This is a genomic window from Bradyrhizobium sp. S3.12.5 (genome assembly GCF_040548225.1).
Classification (GTDB): Bacteria; Pseudomonadota; Alphaproteobacteria; order Rhizobiales; family Xanthobacteraceae; genus Bradyrhizobium; species Bradyrhizobium cytisi.
In genome coordinates this window covers 199,556-221,426 of the sequence record NZ_JBEPRF010000014.1, presented here as the reverse complement: position 1 = coordinate 221,426, position 21,871 = coordinate 199,556, and the positions used below count along the sequence as shown (strand labels likewise).

The 21,871-nt window shown below is 64.0% G+C and carries 17 protein-coding genes and 1 pseudogene; 11 read left to right on the top strand and 7 right to left on the bottom strand.

Annotated elements, in window-relative coordinates; translation table 11 throughout:
- The first annotated feature begins 38 nt into the window (after positions 1–38).
- Both ABIC09_RS22315 and ABIC09_RS22310 read left to right on the top strand, forming a co-directional pair.
- On the top strand, positions 39–1,019 hold the full coding sequence (locus ABIC09_RS22315; RefSeq protein ID WP_148749766.1) for a helix-turn-helix transcriptional regulator: 981 nt from the start codon (positions 39–41) through the stop codon (positions 1,017–1,019).
- A 137-nt stretch (positions 1,020–1,156) separates the two neighbouring features.
- A complete protein-coding gene (locus ABIC09_RS22310) occupies positions 1,157–1,393 on the top strand; it encodes a hypothetical protein (protein WP_148749765.1) in 237 nt (78 codons plus the stop codon).
- A gap of 56 nt (positions 1,394–1,449) precedes the next feature.
- On the opposite strand, the gene ABIC09_RS22305 is transcribed toward ABIC09_RS22310, so the two are convergent.
- From ABIC09_RS22305 to ABIC09_RS22295, 3 genes and pseudogenes are all read right to left on the bottom strand, one after another.
- Positions 1,450–2,397 (bottom strand): fatty acid desaturase, encoded by a 948-nt coding sequence (locus ABIC09_RS22305; RefSeq protein ID WP_354110555.1) that lies wholly within the window; start codon positions 2,395–2,397, stop codon positions 1,450–1,452.
- A gap of 47 nt (positions 2,398–2,444) precedes the next feature.
- Positions 2,445–2,678, bottom strand: a pseudogene (locus tag ABIC09_RS22300) (hypothetical protein); the annotation flags it as partial.
- 150 nt (positions 2,679–2,828) lie between these two features.
- Positions 2,829–3,632, bottom strand: a complete 804-nt coding sequence (locus tag ABIC09_RS22295) for an MBL fold metallo-hydrolase (protein ID WP_354110554.1) — start codon at positions 3,630–3,632, stop codon at positions 2,829–2,831.
- A 183-nt stretch (positions 3,633–3,815) separates the two neighbouring features.
- On the opposite strand from ABIC09_RS22295, the gene ABIC09_RS22290 reads away from it, so the two are divergent.
- The gene (locus ABIC09_RS22290) at positions 3,816–5,015 is read left to right on the top strand and encodes an MFS transporter (RefSeq protein WP_148749762.1); all 1,200 of its coding nucleotides are present in this window, start codon (positions 3,816–3,818) and stop codon (positions 5,013–5,015) included.
- Between the two features lie 101 nt (positions 5,016–5,116).
- Here the strand turns inward: ABIC09_RS22290 and ABIC09_RS22285 are convergent, their stop codons facing one another.
- Complete coding sequence (locus tag ABIC09_RS22285; protein ID WP_354110553.1) at positions 5,117–6,730, bottom strand: acyl-CoA synthetase; 1,614 nt, start codon at positions 6,728–6,730, stop codon at positions 5,117–5,119.
- Between the two features lie 341 nt (positions 6,731–7,071).
- On the opposite strand from ABIC09_RS22285, the gene ABIC09_RS22280 reads away from it, so the two are divergent.
- From ABIC09_RS22280 to ABIC09_RS22255, 6 genes are all read left to right on the top strand, one after another.
- Positions 7,072–7,620 (top strand): hypothetical protein, encoded by a 549-nt coding sequence (locus ABIC09_RS22280; RefSeq protein ID WP_354110552.1) that lies wholly within the window; start codon positions 7,072–7,074, stop codon positions 7,618–7,620.
- A 41-nt stretch (positions 7,621–7,661) separates the two neighbouring features.
- Positions 7,662–8,633 (top strand): ABC transporter permease, encoded by a 972-nt coding sequence (locus ABIC09_RS22275; protein WP_354084130.1) that lies wholly within the window; start codon positions 7,662–7,664, stop codon positions 8,631–8,633.
- A gap of 40 nt (positions 8,634–8,673) precedes the next feature.
- A complete protein-coding gene (locus ABIC09_RS22270; protein WP_148749759.1) occupies positions 8,674–9,690 on the top strand; it encodes a sugar ABC transporter substrate-binding protein in 1,017 nt (338 codons plus the stop codon).
- A 79-nt stretch (positions 9,691–9,769) separates the two neighbouring features.
- Complete coding sequence (locus ABIC09_RS22265; protein ID WP_354110551.1) at positions 9,770–11,893, top strand: ABC transporter permease; 2,124 nt, start codon at positions 9,770–9,772, stop codon at positions 11,891–11,893.
- Positions 11,890–12,987 (top strand): SMP-30/gluconolactonase/LRE family protein, encoded by a 1,098-nt coding sequence (locus tag ABIC09_RS22260; protein ID WP_354110550.1) that lies wholly within the window; start codon positions 11,890–11,892, stop codon positions 12,985–12,987. The genes ABIC09_RS22265 and ABIC09_RS22260 overlap by 4 nt, the downstream gene beginning before the upstream one ends.
- Positions 12,984–14,480: a sugar ABC transporter ATP-binding protein gene (locus ABIC09_RS22255; RefSeq protein WP_354110549.1), complete on the top strand. Its 1,497-nt coding sequence runs from the start codon at positions 12,984–12,986 to the stop codon at positions 14,478–14,480. Before ABIC09_RS22260 ends, ABIC09_RS22255 begins: the two co-directional genes overlap by 4 nt.
- Before the next feature lie 12 nt (positions 14,481–14,492).
- On the opposite strand, the gene ABIC09_RS22250 is transcribed toward ABIC09_RS22255, so the two are convergent.
- The 3 genes from ABIC09_RS22250 to ABIC09_RS22240 form a co-directional block, all read right to left on the bottom strand.
- Complete coding sequence (locus tag ABIC09_RS22250) at positions 14,493–14,981, bottom strand: DUF2059 domain-containing protein (protein ID WP_354035716.1); 489 nt, start codon at positions 14,979–14,981, stop codon at positions 14,493–14,495.
- Positions 14,982–14,993: 12 nt separating this feature from the next.
- Entirely contained in the window at positions 14,994–16,196 is a 1,203-nt protein-coding gene (locus tag ABIC09_RS22245) for an OpgC domain-containing protein (protein WP_354110548.1), read from the bottom strand.
- Between the two features lie 271 nt (positions 16,197–16,467).
- Positions 16,468–19,515 carry an ATP-binding protein gene (locus ABIC09_RS22240; protein ID WP_354110547.1) on the bottom strand — a complete coding sequence of 1,016 codons (3,048 nt, stop codon included), beginning with the start codon at positions 19,513–19,515 and terminating at the stop codon, positions 16,468–16,470.
- A 306-nt stretch (positions 19,516–19,821) separates the two neighbouring features.
- On the opposite strand from ABIC09_RS22240, the gene ABIC09_RS22235 reads away from it, so the two are divergent.
- On the top strand, positions 19,822–20,322 hold the full coding sequence (locus tag ABIC09_RS22235) for a hypothetical protein (protein ID WP_148749752.1): 501 nt from the start codon (positions 19,822–19,824) through the stop codon (positions 20,320–20,322).
- 38 nt (positions 20,323–20,360) lie between these two features.
- The gene (locus ABIC09_RS22230) at positions 20,361–21,746 is read left to right on the top strand and encodes an MATE family efflux transporter (protein WP_430640159.1); all 1,386 of its coding nucleotides are present in this window, start codon (positions 20,361–20,363) and stop codon (positions 21,744–21,746) included.
- Positions 21,747–21,871 lie beyond the last annotated feature (125 nt).

Sequence of the window (21,871 nt, the reverse complement as noted above, 5' to 3'; positions counted from 1 at the left end):
ATACCTGACATCCTGTGTCAGGTATGGTCTAAAGGATCATGCGCGCGAGCCGGATGTTGTCGATCCTCACCACCCTCCAGGCCAGGGGGCAGGTCACTGCGCCCGAACTTGCAGAGGCCTGCGAGGTCTCGGTGCGCACGATCTATCGCGACATCGACGCGCTCGCGGCATCCGGCGTCCCCGTCTATGCCGACCGCGGTGCGGAGGGTGGCTACCGCCTGCTCGACGGCTATCGCGTGCGCCTCAACGGGCTGTCGCAGAGCGAAGCGGGCGCGCTGTTCCTGGCGGGATTGCCGGGCCCGGCGGCGGCGCTGGGGCTGGATGCCGCGATGATCGCCGCACAGAACAAGCTGATGGCGGCACTGCCCGCAAACTTGCGCGAAGACGCCGGCCGGATGCAGGAGCGTTTTCATCTGGACGCGCCAGGCTGGTTCGGCGAGCCGGAAGAGCCGAAGCATCTGCGCGCGATTGCCGGCGCGGCCCTGCGCGGGACACTCATCAAAATCCGCTATCAGAGCTGGCGCGCCGAGAAGCAGCGCCGTGTCGCTCCGCTCGGCCTCGTGCTGAAGGGCGGCAACTGGTATCTCGCCGGCCAGGTCGACGGCAGCGTGCGCACCTATCGCATCGCGCGCGTGCTCGACTGCACGGCGCTCGACGACCGCTTCGATCGTCCCGCCGATTTCGATCTCGCCGCCTACTGGCAGAATGCGACGCTGCGGCTCGAGGCCGAGATGCACCCGAACGTCGCGATCGTACGGCTCTCACCATTCGGCGTAAAGCTGCTCGATGCGCTGAGCCAGCCCTACGTCAAGGCGCGCACCCAGATCGAAGAGACGACTGATGCCGACGGCTGGTGCATCGCAAGGGTGCCGACCGGGAAGACATCATGGCATGCCGCAGCCGAATTGCTGCGGCTCGGGTCCGAGGTCGAGGTGCTGGAGCCCGCCGATCTCCGCGAGAAGATGGCCGAGATGACGCAGGCGATGGCCGCGCGCTATCGCGCGGCGCGGAAAGCCTGACGACGGCGCATCTCTCCGCAACCGACGAAACAATCCCGAAACACGATTCTCGCCTCATCGCGTGAACGCACTCGCGTGTCGCCTCGACCGAGAAGCAGGGACATAACAACGGCCTCGCGCCACACTGGAGAATAAGAATGTTTCGTAAGCTTGCTCTTGGTCTGATCGCCGCCGGTTCGCTCGGCGCTGCCGCCCTCGCGCCCACCGCTGCGTCGGCCCACGGCTTCCACCACTGGGGTCCCGGCTGGGGCTTCGGTTATGGTGGTCTCTACGTCAACACCGGCGTCAGCAACTGCTACCAGGAGCGCGTCGTCCAGACCCGCCGCGGCATGCGCGTTCGCGTCGTGAATGTCTGCGCCTACGGGATCTACTGATATCGTGCCGTCACGACAAAGCTCCGGTCGCGCTGCGGCCGGAGTTTTGCGTTGAGCTAAGCGCGCTTTCGATCCCGGCGAAACCACGCCCAGGTCTCGCGCGTCGTTCTGATATAGCCGCGTCCGCGATGGACGATCTCCCCATCGACGATTCCGTTAAGCTTCGGCAGCGCGTGAAACGGGATCGAGGGATAGGCGTGGTGCTCGACGTGGTAGGGCATGTTCCACGCAATCCATTTGACGATGGCGCCGGTATAGGTGGTGCGGGTGTTCTGGAACGCGCTGCGGGTACGGTCGCAACCGGTGTGCTCGGCATAGAGATAGGGCCGCAGGAAGAATTGCCCGATGATCACTGGCCCGATCCATATCCACAGAAGCAGTGCGGACGAGAACCACAGCGACAATGCGAGCAGCAACGCGTAGAGCGCGACATAGGCACGCGCCTCAGTCACGATGGTGCCACGCTTGTTCTCGGGGATCCAAGGCACGACCACTTTGCCGGTGGCGGCATGGCCGAGCATCAGCCGGAGCCGGCCGGCAACCTGAAGCAATCCGCTATAGGCAATCGCAAGCTGGGTGTCGGATGTCGGCTTGACGCCGACGATCAGTTCCGGGTCCTTGTCCGGATCCTGGGTGTAGCGATGATGGTCCCAGTGGAACAGGCAGTAATATTCATAGGGCAGTCCCATGATGAAGGCCGAGAAATAACCGACCGCGAGGTTGAAGCCACGACTTCTGAACGCGGTCTTGTGCGCAGTCTCATGCACCGCCATGAACAGGAACGCGACGAGATAGCCCTGCACTGCCATCAGCGGCAGCGCCCAGAGCACGCTATGGCGCGACGACACCATCGAGATCAGTACGCCAACCAGCACGATCATGCCATAATGACCGAGGCTTTGCGCCGCACCCCTGAGGTTCGAGCGCGCCGACAATTCGCGCAGCATGGCCGGGCTCAGTGGCTTCAGGCGATGGCCGGGCTCTGAAACAGTCGCGTCAATCATGATCGGATGCCTACATTACTTGCTGAGAAGCGCTGCGACCTCGGCCCTGAGGGGATGACGATGAAATAGCGGGCGGGATCGAGCACGCCGTCGGAGCCGATCAGCCACTCGGTGTCGACCTGCTGGGCGCTGAAGGAGGTCGGATTCAAGATGAGGTTGTCTTTGGCCGCGCTCAGCGTGCCATAGGTCTGGTAGGCAAGCTTCATCGCAAGGAATACGGCGCCGGATTGAAGCGCGACGTTGCCGGCTTCAAAGATCTGGTGGTCGCGCTGCCCGGTCATGCGTCCAACTCCCGCTCACGCGGCCGCAAAACCCGCCCGCCGCAACACCCATGCATCGAACGTGCCGGACCGGCATACGCATCATTGCGTCTCGCTTAATAACTGTACCAATCGTACAGTTAATTGGCGAAAGCAATGGGATTTCGATCGTCAGGCGATCGCCGCGATGTATCGCTCCACCGATGCCGCGAAGGCGGCCCTGGCGCCGGAAGCGATATTGCGGCCCCACCAGGCGCCGTAGATGCGGTCGAAGGCGAGCGGCTCGACCGCCGCCGCGATCCGCCGCACCGCGGCGGCGTTGAGCGGCATGTAGTTCGGATAGGAGTACATGAAGCTGAGGAAGCGGCGATCCATCGTCACCTGCGCGATATCGCCGGTCAGCAGCGCGCCCTTGCCCTCCGCGCCGCGCGCATGATGCAGCATGGTGGCGCCTGCGAAATGACCGCCGGTGCGAAGCAGCAGAATATCGTCGGAGATGCGATGGCTGTCTCCGGTCCAGTGCACGATCGCGGGATACGGCCGCATCACCCACTGACGATCGTCGGCGTGCAGATAGACCGGTACACCGCCGAACGCCTCGCTCCAGTCCGCAAACGCACCATAGAAATGCGGATGCGAGATCGCGATCGCCTTCAATCCGCCGAGCGAGCGGACATGCGCGATCGCGTCTGGCGTTGCCAGCGGCACGCAGTCCCACATCACGCAACCGTCCGCCAGCGGTACCAGCAAGGCGCGCTGGCCGATCGCAAAGCTCGGCTCGGACCCGATGCCGGTCAGGCCGAGATCGTCGCGCCAGACCACGCGATGACGCTCCGCCAGCGCCTCGCGCCTGAGGAAGGTTTGTCCCTTCCAGTTCACGAATTGCCGTTCGTCCTCGCAGATCGGACAGGACGTCGGCGGCTTTTCGCTGTCCGGGAATTGCGCGCCGCAGGTTTCGCAGGTCCAGAGGGGCATGGCCGTGATCCAGAAATGAGACCGTCGCAGACATGAAATGACATCGCGGTCCAGCGATCGCAAGTCCGGAGGAACCAACGCGGCCAGCACAGGTTACTTTCATGTCCGCCCCGGCACACATGGCCATCCATGCCCGCCTGCGCGAGATCACAGTCGATCGGCAGCATCACGTTCAGCGTCTCGATGACATCGCGCCCTTCCTCACCCCGTCTCTGGCCCCTCTACGCCGTCAACTTCTTCATGGCCGACATGCAGTCGGGCATTGGGCCGTTCGTCGGGGTGTTCCTGCAAGAGCGCGGCTGGGCAACCGGATTGATCGGCACGGCGCTGACGATCGGCAATGTCGCGGGCATGCTGGTCACGACGCCGATCGGCGGCTTCATCGATTCCAGCCGCAACAAGCGGCTATGGGTCGTCATCCCCGGCATCTGCGTGGTGCTGGCCTCCGCCATCATCCTGATCTCGCAAAATTTCTGGGCGGTCACGTTCTCGCAAGTTGCGCAATCGCTGGCGAGCGCCGCGATCGTGCCGGCGGTCACCGGGATCACGCTCGGCATCGCCAAGCAAAAGGGTTTCAATGCGCTGAACGGGCGCAATCAGGCCTTCAACCATGCGGGCAACATGGTCGGCGCGGCGCTGTCGGGGTATCTCGGATACAAATTCGGCTACGTCTGGGTGTTCGTGCTGGCTGCCGTCTTCGGCGCCGTCGCCGTCGCTTGCGTCCTGATGATTCCGGCCAAGGCCATCGATGATCGCCAGGCTCGCGGCAGCAAGGAAGACGAGAGCAAGAACCCGCCGGCCGGTCTCTCCGTTCTCTTCAAGCACAAGCCGCTGCTGGTGCTGGCGCTGGCATTGGCCATCTTCCATCTCGGCAACGCCGCCATCGTGCCGCTCTATGGCCTTGCCGCCGTGAGCGCAGGCGAGGCGAATGGTCCAAGCTTCGTCGCAACCATCGTCGTCATTGCCCAGGGCGTGATGATCGTGACGTCCCTGGTCGGCATGCAAGTCGCGGGGAAACGCAACTACTGGCCGGTGATCCTCGTCTCCTTCATGGTGCTACCGATCCGCGGCGTTCTCGCCTTCTTCGTCACGGGATGGTGGGGCGTCGTGCCGATGCAGGTGCTCGACGGCATCGGCACCGGACTGCAGACCGTCGCCGTCCCCGGCATGGTCGCGCGCTCGCTCGACGGCACCGGCCGCATCAATCTCGGCCAGGGCGCTGTCATCACTGTGCAGGGCATTGGCGCAAGCCTGAGCCCCGCACTCGGCGGCTGGATCGCGCAATGGATCGGCTACGGTCCGACCTTCCTGCTGCTCGGCGGCTTCGGCCTCGCCTCAATGGCACTGTGGCTGGCGTTCGGCGTGCACGTGAAGAAGTATTGAGGCGAACGCGCCTCAATAAAACTCCACCACGATCTTGCCGAAGTGCCCGCCCTGCTGCAGTCGCGCGCGACCTGCCAGGCTTTCATGACGACCGCTCCGCCTCAGGTGGCAAAATTCTTCTGGATCGCCTTGTCGAGCGTCTCGCCGCCGACGAAGCGCTGGCGCAACTCGCGCTTGAGCAGCTTGCCGCTGGGATTCTTCGGCAGGCTCTCGACGAAGATCACGCGCTTCGGCACCTTGAAATGCGCCATCTGGCCGGCGCAATGCCGGATGACGGCATCTTCATCCAGCTTCGCGCCGGTCTTGACCACGACGATCGCAGTCACAGCCTCGATCCAGCGCGGATCGGGCAAGCCCACGACGGCGACCTCGGAGACTTCAGGGATGCGATAGACCATCTCCTCGACCTCGCGGCTGGCGACATTCTCGCCACCGGTCTTGATCATGTCCTTGACGCGATCGACCACACTGATGTGGCCTTCGGCGTCAACAGTGGCGAGATCGCCGGAGTGAAACCAGCCGCCGGCAAACGCCGCCGCGGTTTTCACGGGATCGTTGTAATAACCGGAGAGCAGATGCGGCGAGCGGTGCACGATCTCACCGACCTCGCCAACCTTCACGTCTTCCATCGACAGGTTGACCACGCGCGTCTCGACATTGAGCACGGGCTTGCCGGCCGATCCGGCCTTGCGCAGCTGATCCTCCGGCCGCAACACGGTCGCGAGCGGCGCGATCTCGGTCTGGCCGTAGAAGTTCCAGAATTTTACGGCGGGCAGCCGACGCTGAAGCTCGAGCAATACCTCCACCGGCATGATCGAGGCGCCGTAATAGCCCTTCTGCAGCGTCGAAAGATCGGTCTTGTCGAAATTCGGCGAGCGCAGCATGGCGATCCAGATCGTCGGCGGCGCAAAGAACGAGGTGATGTTGTGCGCCTGGATCAACGCCAGAATGTTGTCCGCGGTCGGCTTGCCCGTGATCACGCCGGAGGCGCCGAGATAGATCTGCGGTCCCAGGAACACGTCGAGCTGCGCGCAATGATACAGCGGCAGGGCGTGCAGGAATTTGTCGTCTACGCTCATGCCGCCGTCGATGATGCAGCTGACATACTGCCACATCACCGCTTCATGGCTCAGCATCGCACCCTTGGGGAGCGATTCTGTACCGCTGGTGTAGACGATCTGCGCGAGATCGCGGCTGTCGACGGACGCCTCGAGGAACGAGCCGTCGGCATGAAGCAGATCGTCGAAGGTGGCGATGCCAGCGGGCGCCGTGGCGAAATCCTCGCCCGGCAGCCAGATCATCTTTTCGACAGCGCAATCCTTCGCGCTTGCGGCGCGCGCCGGCTCAACGAAATCGGGGCCAGTCGCGAGCAGTTTTGCGCCAGAGCTTTTCAGGATGAAATTGATCTCATCGGGATTGAGCATGAAGTTGATCGGCACCAGCACGGCGCCGATCCGCGCCACAGCGAAACGCAGCGCGGCGAAGGCATGCGAGTTGCGCGAGAGCACGGCAAGGCGGTCGCCCTTCCTCACGCCGAGACCCAGCAGGCCGCGGCCGAGCCGGTTGCAGATCGTATCCATCTCCGCAAAGGTCCAGCTCATGCTGCCGCAGCTCACCGCAAGCTTGGTCGGCTCGCGGCCCGCCGAGCGGCGCAAAAGGTCGCCGATGGAATGCTCGCGCGCTTTCGAGATGATGGCCGCGATATCGTTCGACATTTCCGTCCCCGGGAATCTGCACAAAGCGTAGTCGGCGCAATCTGCCGCGTCAAATCGATCCGAGCCCTGGCGGGCAGATGTTCGGCAAGCCGATCGACGATGGAATTGCAGCGCGGAAGCGGGCGGTCCAAAACCCATTCGGACACCGGTACATCCGTGAGCCGGAAGCGATAATGCAGACGCCCGTCAGCCTACTCATCGTGCAGCCAAAATGAACGTCGTTTGTGCATCGCACAAGCTCGTCCGGCGCCGAGATTTTGGATGGCCGCCGCCTACACGCAAGACCGGTTTGCGCGGACAAGCAAAAGCTTTGCGCTCCGGAGCAAGCCGGGTCCGGGCGTGTGGCCTATGAAGAACAAGAATCGGTCAATGAGATAGGCAGGAAGCGTTCGCTTGCATCAGGACAGATCAGCTGCTGCACAACCCGCCGTGCCGCCTGGATGGCGGTGGCCGTGAGAGCGCCGTCGTTGACCACGACGCGATTCAGCCAGCCGGTCCAAACCATCGCCGACATCGAGGCGCTGGAAGGGCGGCCCTACAACTCGCCCATCTCTTCCCGCAATCTGCATGATCTCTTCGAAGCTACGGCGCAGCTGCATCCCGACCGGCCGAAGCGCATCGTGCTGCTCGAGACCCTCCCGGTCACCGCAGTTGGCAAGATCTTCAAGCCCGCGCTTCGCGACATCGCTGTGCAGGAGAAAGTCCGAACCGAGATCGATCGGATCTTCGATCCGGACGTCGCGGCAGACATTCTCGTCGACAAAGACGCCAGACTGAATACGCTGGTCCACATCTCGATCGGCTCCAACGACCAGGCCCAGGTGAGGGCACTCACGGAAGGCCCGACACCGCTCCCACAGACCTATCGCACAGAGACCCGATCGTCATAACTGACCCACAGAGGCCGACGTCGAAGAAAGGCAATACGGGGATGAAGCGCTTTCGGTTCAACCAGCAGGAGATTGTCTTCGCCGTCTTCGCGCTGCTATTCCTCGTGTTCTCGATCTTCCTCAACGGCTTCCTGACCGCGGACAATATGCTGACGCTGCTCCAAAACGTGGCAGTGCTCGGCATCCTCGGCCTCGCCATGGCAATCGTCGTGATCGGCCGCGGCATCGACATCTCGCTGATCGCGGCCCTCGCCGTGCCCCCGGGGCTCGTGCTCCAGATGGTACAGAACGACCATTCGCTGCCGTTCTCGCTGCTGACCGCGGTGCTGCTCACGATCGCCTTCGGCCTCGTCAATGGCTGGCTGATCGCCTATGCCGAGGTGCCCTCGCTGTTTGCGACACTGGCAACGGGTCTGTTGCTCGCTGGGCTGGGACAAGCCGCGCTATTCCAGCTCGACGTCGTGCAATGGAGCCCGGGCATGAATGGCTTCGAACGTCTCGGACAGGGCACCGTTCTCGGCATTCCGACGTCGATCTGGATGTTCGCGGTCGCCTGCATCGTGGTCGCATTCCTGCTGCGCCAGACCCGCTGGGGCGCTTACATCTATGCGATCGGGGACAACCCTTACGCCGCGCGCGTGACCGGTATTCCCTCCCGCCCGATCATTGTCCTGCAATATGTCATCACCGCCCTGATCGGCTGCTTTGCCGGCCTCGTGCTGGCGGCCTCCGTCAATTCGATGCCGACCCGCATCTTCAACTCGACGCTGATCTACGACGTGATCCTGGTCGTCGTGCTGGGCGGCATCGGGCTCTCAGGCGGGCGTGGCGGCGTGCTGAACGTCATCATCGGCACGCTGCTGATCGGCACCATGCTGAATGGCATGACCATCATGGACATCTCCTACGCCGGGCAAAATCTCATTAAAGGCGTGGTCCTGCTGCTCGCCGTCATCACGGACTCTTTCCTGAATCCGCGCAACGAAGAAACGGCACAGCAGGGCGACATCTGAACGACCGACAAGAACGACAACCATAACCAAGGAGGAAGCAATGAAACATCTTGGCAATCCGACAAAGGCAGCGCTCGCCGCACTGACTCTCGCGGCAATGACCGCACCGGCTCAGGCCCAGCAGGGCCTGGACGAGCCGTTCCAGAAGCCATTCAAGGAAGCGCTCGCCGGCAAGACCGTGGCCTATGTGCCGGTGGCGATGAACTTCGACCTCACCGAGGGCTGGTATGCCGGACTGAAAAAGGAGCTTGAGCCGTTCGGCGTCAAGTTCGTGATCCGCGACGCCAACTGGAACACCAATGCCGGCGCGCAAGCCGTCACGTCGCTGATCTCCGAAAAGCCGGCGGTGATGGTGGTGCATAATCCGGACGTGCAGACCTACGCCAAGCTGCTGCAGCGCGCCGAGAATGAAGGCATCTACGTCATCCAGATCAATATGGGCTCGGCCTATCGCAGCTCCGCCTTCGTCGGCGCCAATTGGGTCGAGATCGGCGAACGCCAGACCGAAGGCGTGGTCAAGGCCTGCGAGGGAAAGTCGAACAAGATCGCGATCATCCAGGGCGCGCTGTCGGCCGCCGCGAGCGCCTATACGCTCAAGGGCGTCGAGAACGTCCTGGCCAAGCATCCCGAGATCAAGGTGGTGTCGAGCCAGGCCGCCGATTGGGACGCCGCCAAGGCCAAGGCGATCACGCAAACGGTGCTGAAGCAGAATCCCGACCTTTGCGGCATCGTCGGCTTCTGGGACGGCATGGACATCGGCACCGCAGCCGCGGTCAAGGAAGCGGGCCTCACCGGCAAGGTGTTTCTCGCGACCTCAGGCGGCGGCGAGCGCAAGGGCGCTTGCGAGCTGGTCAAGTCCGGCGCGTTCGATCTCAACATGAGCTACGACGTGCCGACCCAGGCGGCGCAGATGGCCGGCACGATCAAATGGCTGCTGTCATCGGGCGCGAAGCCCGGCTCGATCAAGGGCTCGGAATACACCACGCTGATCCCGATCACCAAGGAGAACGCCGACAGCCAGACGGCCTGCTGGAATCTCAGCGATCTCAAGAAATAGTCCGCCCCGACGCTCGAAGTCCCCGAGGCCATGCCTGTCTCGGGGACTTCGCTCCCACCATTGTCCACGCCCCGCTGGAATGCCGATGCGCGACACCCTGACGAGCCTACGTTACCGCTACTGGCCGGATCATCTGCTTGGTGAAATCCTGTCCAAGCGATGGACCGAGACAGCCATCCCGGTCATCCTTCTCCTGATCGTCGGCTTCGCGTTCAGCCGGTCCATCGACAACTTCCTGTCGCCGGCGAGCCTCGCCGACACCGCGCGCCAGGCCGGAGAGATCGGCTTTATCGCACTTGGGCTTGCGCTGGTCGTCATCGTCGGCGGCATCGATCTTTCCGTCGGCTCGATCTTCGCATTGACCGATTTCTGCGCGCTCTATCTGCTCGACGTGCTGGGCTGGCCGGTTCCGGCGGTGGTGGTCGCGACGCTGCTCTGCGGCGCGACGCTCGGCGCCGTCAACGGCATCCTGGTCGGGTATCTGCGGCTACGCGCTTTCATCACCACGCTGATCACGCTGATCATCTATCGCTCGGCCTACGATCTTCTGATCCAGCGCTACTCCAACGCGATCGCCTCGGCCTTCCCCGACATCCCGTCCTGGGACTTCATCGGCGCCGGTTCTGTCTTCGGTATTCCGACCGTCGCACTGGCCTATATCGTCATCGCGATCTTCGGCCACATCTTCATGACGCGGCTGCGGCCGGGCTGGCACATCACCGCGATCGGCGGCTCACGCCGTTCGGCGTATAATTCAGGCATTCCGGTTCGCTGGACGATCGCGCTCTGCTACGTCGCAAGCGGTGTGCTGACCAGCATTGGCGCGCTGTTCTTCGCCTCCCGGCTCGGCACGGTCGGCGGTGACATCGGCGTCGGCCTGGAGGTGATCGTGCTAACCGCGACCGTGCTCGGCGGCATCACGCTCGGCGGCGGCAAGGGCTCGGTCGCAAAATCTGCAGTCGGGGTGCTGATCGTGCTCCTGATCACCAACGGTCTCACGACCATGAACGCGCGCGGCGGCGTCAACCGTATGGCGCTCGCCGGCATCCTGCTCGTCGCCGCGATGGTCGACATCCGCTGGCAGAAGAACCGGACCCGCATCATCAGCAAGGTCTATGTCGCGCCGACCTATCACGAACTGCCACCGCCGCCACCGACCGAAATCGGGCAAGGCGGACCATTCGAGCAGAACGACAAGCTGCGTAACGTCGAGGCGATCGGCCTCGGCCGCATCGAGGCGCCGGAAGACGTCATCCTCGATCGCCACGACAATCTCTATGCCGGCTCACGCCACGGCGACATCATGCGCTTCCTCGCGCCCGACTATCAGACAATGGAGGTGTTCGCCCATATCGGCGGCCAACCGCTCGGCATGGCCTTCGACCGCGAGGACAATCTCTATGTCTGTATCGGCGGCATGGGGCTCTATCGCATCAAGCCTGACGGCTCCGTGGAGAAGGCGACCGACGAGACCAACCGCAGCATGCGCTCGGTCAACGACGATAGCCGCCTGCGGCTCGCCGACGACCTCGACATCACCGACGACGGCTTGATCTTCTTCTCCGAAGCAACGGTACGTTACGAGATGGACGAGTGGCCGATCGACGGCCTGGAAGCGCGCGGCAACGGCCGCATCATCTCCTACGACACCAAGACCGGCACCACGCGCACCGAGCTGCGCGGCCTCAAATTCCCCAACGGCATCTGCGTTGCCAGCGACGGCCAGTCGATCCTGTTCGCCGAGACGTTTGGCTGCTCGATCAAGCGTTATTGGTTCGCGGGCCCCAAGAAGGGCGCGGTCGAGGTGGTGATGGACAATCTGCCGGGTTACCCCGACAACATCAACCTCGCCTCCGACGGCAATTACTGGCTGGCGCTGGTCGGCATGCGCAGCCCCTCGCTCGACCTCGCCTGGAAGATGCCGGGCTTCCGCCGTCGCATGGCCAAGCGCGTGCCGGTCGACGAATGGCTGTTCCCCAACATCAACACCGGCTGCGTGGTCAAGTTCAACGAGCAGGGCAAGATCGTCGAATCGTTCTGGGACCTGCACGGCGAGAACCATCCGATGATCACCTCGATGCGCGAGCATCGCGGCTATCTCTATCTGGGCGGCATCCTCAACAACCGGATCGGTCGCTACAAGCTCGACAATGCCGATCCGAATTTCGTCCAGTATGACAAGCGGTGGGGAAAGCAGTCGTGATCGCTGCGGTCAGAGACTTCGCCAACCGCTTTCTTGGGCGCGGCGACGCCACCATCACAGTGCCGTCCTTCGACGGCGCATTGAAGCCCAACCAGAAGCTGGAATCGGCCGAGACCTTGCTGACATGCGAGGCGCCGGAAGATCTCGCCACCGACGGAAGCAACCTCTTCATCGCCGACGGCCAGCGGCTGATGTGCCTGAACGGCGGCACGGCATCGGAGGTGCGCAGTTTCGAGCAGCCGATATCGGCGCTCTGTGCACTTCCTGGCGGCGGCCTTGCCGTCGCACTCGAGGGACGCGAGGTGCGTGTGTACGCAAGCCCCTCGGCCGAGCAACCGAGCGTGACGTTCACCGATGCCGCGTTCAACGCCGTCAATGCGCTGGCGCTCGCGGACGACGACACGCTCATTGCAACGGACGGCTCGACGACATGCGGCATCGACGATTGGGCACGTGACCTCCTGGAGCTCAATCGGACCGGCCGCGTGTTCAAGCTCGATCCCGGCAGCAAGGCCGTGACACGATTGGCGCAGGGGTTCGGCTATGCCTTCGGCGCCTGCGCTCACGGCAACGCCATGCTGGTCAGCGAGAGCTGGCGCCATCGCCTCGTTCTCATCTCGCCAGGCGCATCGCCAAAGGTCGTGCTCGCTCACCTCCCCGTCTATCCGTCGCGGCTGTCGAAGGCCTCGGGCGGCGGCTATTGGCTCACCGCCTTCACCGCACGGACCCAGCTCGTCGAGTTCGTGTTGCGCGAGCCCAGTTACCGGCGCCGCATGATGGCCGAGATCGATCCAGCCTATTGGGTTGCGCCGCGCCTGCGCTCCGGACGTTCATTCAAGGAGCCGATGCAAGGCGCGCACATCAAAACCATGGGCGTGATCAAGCCATGGGCGCCGCCGCGCTCCTATGGCCTCGTCATCCGTCTCGATGCGGACGGCCAGCCGCTCTACTCGCTGCATAGCAGGGTCGACGGCATCAACCACGGCATCGTCGCGGCCATCGAGATGGGCGACGATCTCGTCCTGATCGCCAAGGGGCCCGGCCGGGTCCTGCGACTGCCCCTTGCTGGCCTTGCCGAGGAGTTTCGCCCATGAGCGACATCGCACTCTCGCTGCGCAAGGCGACAAAACTCTACGCCGGCGTGCCGGCCATCGACGGGGTCGACTTCGAGCTCCGCCGCGGCGAGATCCACGCGCTGGTCGGCGAGAATGGCGCGGGCAAGTCAACCCTGACCAAGGTGATGGCGGGCGTGGTGATGCTGACCTCGGGGACCATGACGATCGACGGCGCCGATGTCGCACCGAAGACGCCGCTGGAGGCGCGCAATCTCGGCATCGCCATGGTGTTCCAGGAGAACAGCCTGGTGCCGACCATGACGGTCGCGCAGAATCTGTTTCTTGGGCAGGAGAAATTTTACAACCGCCTGCGCGGCATCTACATCGCCGCGCAGCAGTTTTTGCAATCGCTCAATTTCGACGTCACGCCGACCGCAACCGTCAGCGGCCTCGGCGCAGCCAAGAAGCAGATGGTCGAGATCGCGCGCGCGGTCCTGCACCGCGCCAAGGTCATCATCTTCGACGAGCCGACCGCATCGCTGACGCCGGAAGAGAAGAAATACTTCTTCGACCTTGTCCGCGATCTCAAGAAGCGCGGCGTCTCGATCGTCTTCATCTCGCACGCCCTGGAAGAAGCGCTGCTGCTCGCCGACCGCATCACGGTGCTGCGCGACGGCAAGCATGTCGTGACCGACGATGTCGCCAAGTTCGATCGCGCCGCGATCGTGCAGGCCATGGTCGGACGCGACCTCTCCAACACGCTCTATGGCGCGCGGAAAAGCAGCGTGCGGCCGGCGGGCGCGCGAGTGCTCACGGTGCAGAATTTGAAGATGGCGCCGATGGTGAAGAACAACTCTCTATCGGTATTTGCGGGCCAGATCACCGGCGTGTTCGGCCTCGTCGGCGCGGGCCGCACTGAGACCTTCAAGATCGTCGCGGGCGTACTCAAGCGCGACTTCTTCCACGGCGGCGAGATCCTGCTGCACGACCAGCCGGTGCGCTACCGGGTGCCGGCACCGGCGGTCAAGGCCGGCATCGCCTATGTCACCGAGGACCGAAAGGTCGAGGGTTTCTTCGAGACGTCCTCGATCGCGCGCAACATCTATCTCGGCCTGCTGTCGAAATTTCCACGGGGCCGCATGATGCTGTCGCGGCGGGAAAACGATGCGGTCGGCAAGACCTGGATCGAGAAGCTCAGGGTTCGTGCCATCGGCGACGACGGCAAGGTGGTCGAGCTGTCCGGCGGCAATCAGCAGAAGGTCGTGATCGCCAAATCGCTGGTGCAGGAGCCCGACCTGATCATCTTCGACGAGCCGACCCGCGGCGTCGACGTCGGCGCCATCGTCGAGATCCACGAGCTGATCAACAGGCTCGCCGACGAGGGCAAGGCGGTCGTGGTGATCTCATCCTATTTGCCCGAGATCATGGCGCTGTCCGACCGGATCCTGGTCTCGCGCCAGGGCAAGGTGGTGGAGGAATTCTCCGCGCTGGAAGCGACGGAGGAGAAGATCATGTACGCGGCCATTCACTAGAGGCGCGGCCGTCTACAGCTTGTGCCCCTTCTGGCGCAGCGCCTCGATCAGGCGCTGCTTCAACTCGTCGGCGGCCTTCTGGCTGACGTCCTGGCCGATCTGCGCACTCGCCTGCGCCAGCGCATCGGATTCCGCCAGCAGCTTTTGTCCGGCCGGCTGGGCGTAGAACGCCTCGATCTGGTGCAGCTCGTCCAGGGTGAAGCTTGCGGCATAGACGGCGGCGATCCGGTCGATCATCGAGGCGAGGAACGGGGCGTAGATCTCCGCGCCCGGCGCCGTCATCGCGTCATAGTCGCGCTCGATCTCCGGCCTGTCCTGCGCCACCACCGGCCGCAGCTTGAGCAGGAGCTGCGGCAGCAGCGCGCGATACTGATCTCCTATCTTCAGGGTGACCACGAGCTTGCGCGCCGCATTCATCGCCTCGGGCGACGGCGTGTCGGCCCATGCGCCGCCGGCGAGGAGCAGGAGAATGCCGGCGATCGTCAACCAACGTCTGGACATGGATCTCTCCACTCAGCGGCTCGCATTGGGGGCCGGTGCGATCTCGACGGCCGTCTCGGGCTCCTCAACGTCGGTCACTTTCACGAACAGGTTCGGCACCCGCTCGGCGCGATCGAGCAGCCAGGCGGCGCCGACCATGATGGCGATGCCGAGGAGCGAGACCGCGAGCTGCTCCCAGACGCCCTTTGTGTATTGCGTCAGGATCCAGTGTGCGGAGAACGACAGGAAGACGCCGAGGCAGAAAATCGGCAGCGAATGCTGGCCGCAGAGAATGACGGGACGCAGCCACGCAGTGTGCAGCGCCTTCCATTTGCGCGAGACGAAATGCGTCACCCAGATCGCCAGCGCCAGGAAATGCGTGAAGCGCAGCATGTCGAGATCGGTCTTGTCGATCGGGTAGATCGCCTTGATCATCCATTTCGGGATCATGGCCTCGAGCGCGTGGACGTGCCACGTCATCACGATCAGGAGGGCGAAGACGAGCCACGCCGCGGCCAGTGCCATCGCGGTCCTCGACCACACCCATTCGCCGATCTTGTCGATCTGGCCGATGCCGCACCAGGCGGCGAACACGAACATCAGCTGCCAGCAGAACGGATTGAAATACCAGGTCGTGCCGGGCGGATAGGAGGCGACGTTCCAGTCGAACCAGCGCGACAACACATAGAGCACCACGGACGCCGCAAGCGTCAGGCTCGGCCGGCGCACCAGGCACCAGACGATGAAGGGCGCGGCGAACACCAGCGTGATGTAGAGCGGCAGCACGTCGAGATTGACCGGCTTGTATTTCAAGAGGATCGCCTGCCCGATCAGCTCGTCCGGATGCGCCAGGAAATTGAAGACGTTGAACTCGTGCTCGTACATCGGATTGTCGAAGCGGCGGGCGGTGCGGGCGATCTGCGCCGTGAACAGCAGGAACAGCATGATGTGGGCGACATACATTTCCGCCGCCCGCCGCCACAGCCGCTTCAGCGCGGCGAGGAACCAGCCGCCGGCGACGATCGGCCCGTAGATCCAGCCGACCAGATAGCCGGAGATGAAGACGAAGAACTCGGCGGCGTCGCTGAAGCCGTAATTGCGCAGCGTCAGCCAGGCCACGACGTCGTGCGGGATGTGATCGAGGAAGATCATCCACAGGCCGATGCCGCGGAAGAGGTCGAGCCGCAAGTCGCGCTCGACCGGCGCCAACAGTGCTGACTGGTCCCGCATGATCATGGCCCCCGCCTCGTCCGGTGGGCGTCGCGCCGTCGCGGCGCCGATGAATTCGGATGCTAAAATAGATCAATCAAATCGTCACCTGACCCGGTGACCAGAACCCCGACGGTAGCCGACCTTGGCGTCCGCGCAAGGGACTTTGTCATCGCGACGCACGGCCGCCGGCCATAAAGCCGAAAACAACCCCATGCACAGTAGCTAAGTCCTTGTATCGCCTGCGAAACTTATCTGACCCGTCGGGCAAAAACCCCACGCGTCGCGCGCCCCGGAATCAGGTCAGCTGATCGCCCTCGGCAACCATGCCGTTCAACATCGCTTCGGCCTTCTGTTGCAGTGGCTTCGCGCCGCTTTCGGAGGCGATGGCGATCGCTGCGCGCAAGGCCGCCAGGATGATGGTCCGGCTCTCTGCGCTCGATGGCGGCGTCACCACGGCCTCGCCGAACAGGGCCTCGGCCTCGAGGCCGGAGAAGCCCTGCTGGCGCGCGGTGTTGCGCGCCTCGCGCAGCATGTTCTGGGCCGCCTGGACATCGCCGAGCTGGTTGGTCGCCAAGGCGAGGTAGATCGACGAGCGCAGCACCGCCGAGGTATAGCCGACGCTGCGCGCCTCTTCGCGCGCCTCGGCCAGCATGCCGCGCGCCCGGTCGAACAGCCCCTGCTCCAGATAGGCGATGCCGAGATGGCAGGCGAGCACCGGCACGAACAGCCGGATGCCGTGTTTTTGCGCCAGCACAAAACCGCCTTCGAGAATGGACGCGGCCGCTGCCGGATCGCCCCGGCCAAGCATCAGCCAGCCGCCGCTATAGGCGGCGGCAACGCGGTCATAGGGGCGGCTGGTTTCCTCCGCGATCGCGTCGGCGTGTCGCTGAAGCCGTTCCGCGGCATCAATCTCGTCCATGACGGTGTGGTTGATGCTGCCCATCATGCAGCAAAGCAGCAACGCGTATTTCGCTGTCGTCCCGAAGGGCGCACTCGCCTCCGGCCCCATCAATTGGGCGCGGGCTCGTGCGAACAAACCGTCCGCCTCGCGATAGCGGCCGGCGAGGAAGTAAACCTGACCGAGACCGTATTGCGCGGCGTTGAGCCAGCCGGAGCTGTCCGAACGCTCTGCGAGGCTCACGACTTCCTCGTTGAGCCTGATCGCTTCGGCCGGCGTGCCATAGAAATTCTGCGCCGCCGCCATGACCGTCATGGCCGCCACCTTCCGCCCGATGTCGTTGATTGCATCGGCGCGACGCTCGGCTTCCTTGCCGAGGTTCAGCCATTCGGAAACATGGCCGGACCCGATGAACGCCGCGCGCGCTTCGATGCGGATGTCCACGGCCTTGGCTTCCCGCGCGGGATTTTCCGGGGTCATGTCCAGCGATCGCATCGCGGTCTCGAAATAGTCCGCGGCGTCGGTAAACGCGGACCGCGCCAGACATTTCTGCGCGGAGGCCAGGCCGTAGTGGAAAGCTTTGTCCCAATCCTTGGCCCGCGTGGCGTGATAGCAGAGCTTGTCGGAATCCTCAGCCCCGCTGCCTTCCAGTGCAGCCAGAATGCGGGCGTGGATGTCCTCGCGCACCTTGTCGACCATCGAATCGTAGGTGACCTGGCGAACCATCTCGTGGCGGAACTCCAGCGAATCCTCCAATTCGCTGTCGATCCGAACCAGCAGCTCGGTGCGATCTAGCGAGACGAGGCAGCCGCGCAGGGCATCTTCGGGCAGGATCGCAATCTTCCGCAGCGTGGCCTCGCTCGACCGCGCCCCCAGCGCCGCCGCGACCTGCAAGACGGACCGTTCCTGCTTCGACACGCGGTCGAGGCGTGCCGCGATCACGCCCTGAATGCTGGTGGGAATACCGAGCTCGTCGATCGGGCGCACCAGAGCGAGGTCGCCCCACTCGCCGCGCAAGGTGCCGCTGTCCTTCAGACCGCGGCAGACCTCCTCGATGAACAGGGGCACGTTGGCCGTATGGGAGATGATCCGGCTCTTCAGATCGGCGTTGGTCTCGGACGATCCGAGCATGTCGGACAGCATCTCCAGCCCCGAATCGTCGTCGAGCGGCCGCATCGCGACGATCTCGGCATGGCAGCGCGCGATCCAGACCGGCATGCCGTTCGGGCGGGAGGTGAGCAGCACCAGGAGATCGGGCACCGCCAGCGAGGCAATGGCGGCGACGACGACGTCGCTGGCCCGGTCGATCCAGTGCAGATCCTCCAAAAGCAGGATCGTCGGCTGGCGACCGGCCAGGCTCTGGATGACGGCGCAGCTCGCATCGGAGATCACGCGTCCGCGGGCGTGAGGCTCGAGCTCGTCCCATTGCGGGTTCGCGATCGCTACATCGAGCACCGCGTCGAGGGCACTCTGCTGGATCGCAGGCAAGTCCTTCAGGGGATCGCCGGGATTGCCGGGGTCCCTTGCGGCTGCGTCGATGGCCGATAGCAGGATTCGCTTGAGCGTGCTGAATGGAGCTCCCTGGAGATTCGGGCTGCACTCGGCGTCGATCAGCCGCCAGCCCTCTCCCCTGAGCTTCTGGGCGAACTCGTGCGCCAGCCGGGATTTGCCGATGCCGGCATCGCCGAGCAGCAGGACTGTCTGCCGGCTGGCCCTGGCCTGCCCGGCCGCGCGGTCCAGCAGGGCCCGCTCCGTGGTACGATCGACAAATCGGGAGACGCTGCGGGCGCGCCGGACCCGCCAGCTCGAGAGATCGCTGGCACTGACGATCCGGTAGACCGGCACGGGCTGGCTGAAGCCGCGCAGCGATTTGCCGCCGAGAGATTCGAACCGGACATGCCCGTCGGCGAGATTCTGGCAGGCTTCCGAAACGTAGATCTGGTTCGCCTCTGCCTCCTGCTCCAGCCGCGCGGCCAGATGCTGAGCGGCGCCGCCGATCTCGTAGACCTTGGAGAATTCGCTGGCGACCATGTAGGCAACGACGTGGCCGGAGTGCAGGCCGACCCGAACCTGAAGGGCGGGATCACCGAGGCTGGCGACGCGCCGGACCAGCTCGATCGCGGCATGGCACGCCAGCGGCGCATGGTTGTCGTCCGCGATCGGGGCACCGAACACCGCGGCAAGCCCGTCGCCCAGCTCCTTGCTGACGATGCCGCCGAACTGCCGGACCGCGCCGCGCATGGCGGCCAGCGCCGGCTCCAGGCGCGAGACCGCCGCCTCCGGATCCAATTCAGCAACAAGACCCGTGGAGTCGATGACGTCAGCACGAAGAATCGTGACGAACCGCCGTTCGCTGTCGGGATCCGACCGCCGGACGGCCGCGCCGCATTTGGGGCACCGGCTCCCGCCTGGGTCGATCGGCGACCGACATGCAGCGCAATGCATTCCCGTGCTCTCAAGTGATTCCAAAGGCACTGTCGATCGGGCCCCCGCGCGCGGATCGCGCCAAGATCGCTTATCGAACCTTGCTTAGCAACGCCTACTAGCAGGGCAGACGATCCATCCCCGGCGGAGTGCTGCCAAAGCGGTTGGTGATCTGGACGATTCACAGTCTCTGGTGGTAGCCTCGCGAATGTCGCGCGGAAAAAAGAGGCTGCGAATCGTGGGCTGCCAGGCTCTCGTCGCAGCCGGCAAGTTTCGCAGAGCGGCATATTCCCGGGGAAGCCAAGGGACTCATTGAGGGGCAAACATATGGGTATGCGAGTTTATACGGGCCGGCCATTTAAGGACCTGATGAATGCGAATTACTTTCCTTTGGAGAACATGAAGAAGAGCGTCAAAAAGCTCAAAGCGTCAGAAAACATTCACCTGCCGACCCTGGAATACGGCCAGTATCATTTGATCCTGGTCCCAAAGAGCAAATGGCCGCAAGGAAGCGCAAAGCACTGGCACAAGGAGAAGGGCCGCGCCCGCGTCGATCTCGCCAACCAGCCGAACACCACGCCGGTGTCCAAGGACGAGCCCAACGTCGTTCCGCTGACCCGCGTCGCGCTGCTCGATGCCTGCGTCCGCAAATGCTTCAATTCGGAGCCGCCGATTCCGATGAAGACCAACATCATCACGCACGAGGCGTCCGACCGCAACGCCGACCGGCACGAGATCAGGCTGGAGTGGGAGTACGAGGACAGCAGCAAGACGCCCACGCTGCTCAACCTGACGATGGTCTGTCCGCACAAGCCGGCGAAGGCCTGACCACCGGTCGGCGCCAACAGGTCGACAAGAAGGAAGGTCTGTTGTCGCCGCCCCCTCGCCCAGCTGCGAATCCCCTGCTCGATGGCCCGATCCTGCGCACGCTGCTCTCGCTCGCCTGGCCGAACGCGTTCGCGTTTTCGGCCGGCACCTTGGTTGCGATCGCGGAAACCTCCTACATTGGGAAACTCGGGATCGAAGCGCTGGCGGCAATGGCGCTGGTGTTTCCCTGCGTGATGCTGACCATGAGCATGTCCGGCGCGGCGATGGGCGGCGGCGTCTCGTCGGCCATTGCCCGCGCGCTCGGCGCCGGTGACCGCGACCGGGCAGAGAGCCTCGCCACGCACGCGCTCCTGATTGCGGTCTTCTTCGGCCTAGTTTTCATGCTTGGCATGCTGATCGGTGGCCGGCAACTGCTGGAGTTGCTCGGCGGCAGGGGTGACGTGCTGGCGCAGGCAGTCGCCTACAGCCAGGTGTACTTCGGCGGAGCCGTGCTCACTTGGCTGGTCAATATTCTGGCCGGCGTCCTACGCGGCACCGGCAACATGAAATTGCCATCGCTGATGATCGTCAATTCCGCGATCTTGCAGATCATCCTTGGCGGAACGCTGGGTCTTGGTCTCGGCCCGGTGCCGCAGTTCGGAATGCCGGGTGTTGCGACGGGATCGTTGATCGCTTATTCGGTCAATATCGCCGTGATGAGCTGGTATCTGTTCTCCGGCCGGGGCCGCATCGTTCCCCGGCTGCATGGGCTTCGCGTGGAGTGGGCGTTGTTTGCCGACATCCTCAAAGTCGGCGTGGTCGCCTGCTTCTCTCCGCTGCAAAATACACTGACGAACCTCATCTTCACGCATATGCTGGCGGTGTTCGGCACCACGGTCCTCGCGGCTTATGGTATCGGCGCACGCCTCGAATACGTGCTGGCGACCATCGCCTTCTCCGTCGCCGTTGGCGCGGTGCCCATGATCGGCCTGGCGATCGGGGCCGGGCGCATCGCGCGCGCCCGTCGTGTCGCCTGGACGACGGGCCTCGTGGCTCTCATCGCGATCGGCGCGCTCGCAAGCGCGATCGCGGCCGTCCCCGGTCCTTGGGTCAGCCTGTTCACGGATGATGCCGGAGCACGCGACGCGAGCCGCCAATATCTGACGATGGTGGCGCCGTTCTACGCCTTCAGCGGACTTGCCTCGGCCATGTATTTTTCCTCGCAGGGCGCCGGCAATGTGGTGGGGCCGGTGCTGGCACAGACGGCACGGCTCATCACCATCGTCGCCGGCGGCTGGTGGCTCGCGGCGCAGTCGGCAGCAGCCACGAGCTTCTTCGCGCTGAACGCAACGTCAATGATCGCGCTCGGCATTCTCTCCGGCGTCGCCGTTGCGCTCACGCGCTGGGGACCACGCAAGAAACCGGTGGTGTCCAGCGCAACCTAGGAAATCTCTTTTGGTTGCGTTCATTGACGACATTCGTTCCGAACGATGCGCTCGATACGTCGGGTCAAGCAGACCGGGAAGCAACGACGGCTGGAATCTACGAAGACCAGCGCGAAAAGGGCCCT

Coding starts and splice junctions, on each gene's coding strand:
- ABIC09_RS22315 (WP_148749766.1), top strand. CDS start 39: ATGCGCGCGAGCCGGATGTTGTCGATCCTCACCACCCTCCAGGCCAGG.
- ABIC09_RS22310 (WP_148749765.1), top strand. CDS start 1,157: ATGTTTCGTAAGCTTGCTCTTGGTCTGATCGCCGCCGGTTCGCTCGGC.
- ABIC09_RS22305 (WP_354110555.1), bottom strand. CDS start 2,397: ATGATTGACGCGACTGTTTCAGAGCCCGGCCATCGCCTGAAGCCACTG.
- ABIC09_RS22295 (WP_354110554.1), bottom strand. CDS start 3,632: ATGCCCCTCTGGACCTGCGAAACCTGCGGCGCGCAATTCCCGGACAGC.
- ABIC09_RS22290 (WP_148749762.1), top strand. CDS start 3,816: ATGACATCGCGCCCTTCCTCACCCCGTCTCTGGCCCCTCTACGCCGTC.
- ABIC09_RS22285 (WP_354110553.1), bottom strand. CDS start 6,730: ATGTCGAACGATATCGCGGCCATCATCTCGAAAGCGCGCGAGCATTCC.
- ABIC09_RS22275 (WP_354084130.1), top strand. CDS start 7,662: ATGAAGCGCTTTCGGTTCAACCAGCAGGAGATTGTCTTCGCCGTCTTC.
- ABIC09_RS22270 (WP_148749759.1), top strand. CDS start 8,674: ATGAAACATCTTGGCAATCCGACAAAGGCAGCGCTCGCCGCACTGACT.
- ABIC09_RS22265 (WP_354110551.1), top strand. CDS start 9,770: ATGCCGATGCGCGACACCCTGACGAGCCTACGTTACCGCTACTGGCCG.
- ABIC09_RS22255 (WP_354110549.1), top strand. CDS start 12,984: ATGAGCGACATCGCACTCTCGCTGCGCAAGGCGACAAAACTCTACGCC.
- ABIC09_RS22250 (WP_354035716.1), bottom strand. CDS start 14,981: ATGTCCAGACGTTGGTTGACGATCGCCGGCATTCTCCTGCTCCTCGCC.
- ABIC09_RS22245 (WP_354110548.1), bottom strand. CDS start 16,196: ATGATCATGCGGGACCAGTCAGCACTGTTGGCGCCGGTCGAGCGCGAC.
- ABIC09_RS22240 (WP_354110547.1), bottom strand. CDS start 19,515: ATGCATTGCGCTGCATGTCGGTCGCCGATCGACCCAGGCGGGAGCCGG.
- ABIC09_RS22235 (WP_148749752.1), top strand. CDS start 19,822: ATGGGTATGCGAGTTTATACGGGCCGGCCATTTAAGGACCTGATGAAT.